Annotated in this window: 1 protein-coding gene; it reads right to left on the bottom strand. The window is 60.8% G+C overall.

Going from position 1 to position 497, the window contains the following annotated elements:
• On the bottom strand, positions 1-483 hold a 483-nt coding region (locus IB278_RS33610; RefSeq protein WP_192328866.1), incomplete at its 3' end, for a transposase.
• Positions 484-497 lie beyond the last annotated feature (14 nt).

Genomic DNA, 497 nt, shown 5'->3' with positions numbered 1-497 from the left:
CTTGCCGGGTGTGAAGTTGCGGTCGCGGCTGTTGACCGCCTTGAACTTGCTGCCGTCGATGGCCACGATGGCTTGCGTGAACAGCTTGAGCTCACGACACATGGCGATGAAGCGCTTGCAGACATTGCGGATGCCAGCGCCGTTGTTGTGACGGAAGTCGGCGATGGTCTTGAAGTCCGGGGCAAGGCGGCCGGTGAGCCACATCAGCTCAACGTTGCGCTGCGCCTCGCGTTCCAAACGCCGGCTGGACTGGATGCGGTTCAGGTACCCGTAGATGTAGAGCTTGAGCAGCACCGCCGGGTGGTACGCCGGCCGGCCGGTGGCGGCTGGATCTGCTCCTTTGAAGCCGAGTGCTTGAAGAGCCAGTTCATCGACGAAGGCATCGACAACTCGCACCGGGTTGTCTTCGCCGATATAGTCGTCAAGGCACTCTGGCAGCAGAGTGACCTGCTGTCGATCCTCGCCTTCGATGAATCGCTTCATGTGGTTGCCCTTCA

Origin of the sequence: Variovorax sp. VRV01 (assembly GCF_014852545.1) — a bacterium.
Classification (GTDB): domain Bacteria; phylum Pseudomonadota; class Gammaproteobacteria; order Burkholderiales; family Burkholderiaceae_C; genus Variovorax; species Variovorax beijingensis_A.
The sequence above is the reverse complement of the archived record's forward strand: the minus strand, read 5'-3'. Positions and strand labels throughout refer to the sequence as shown.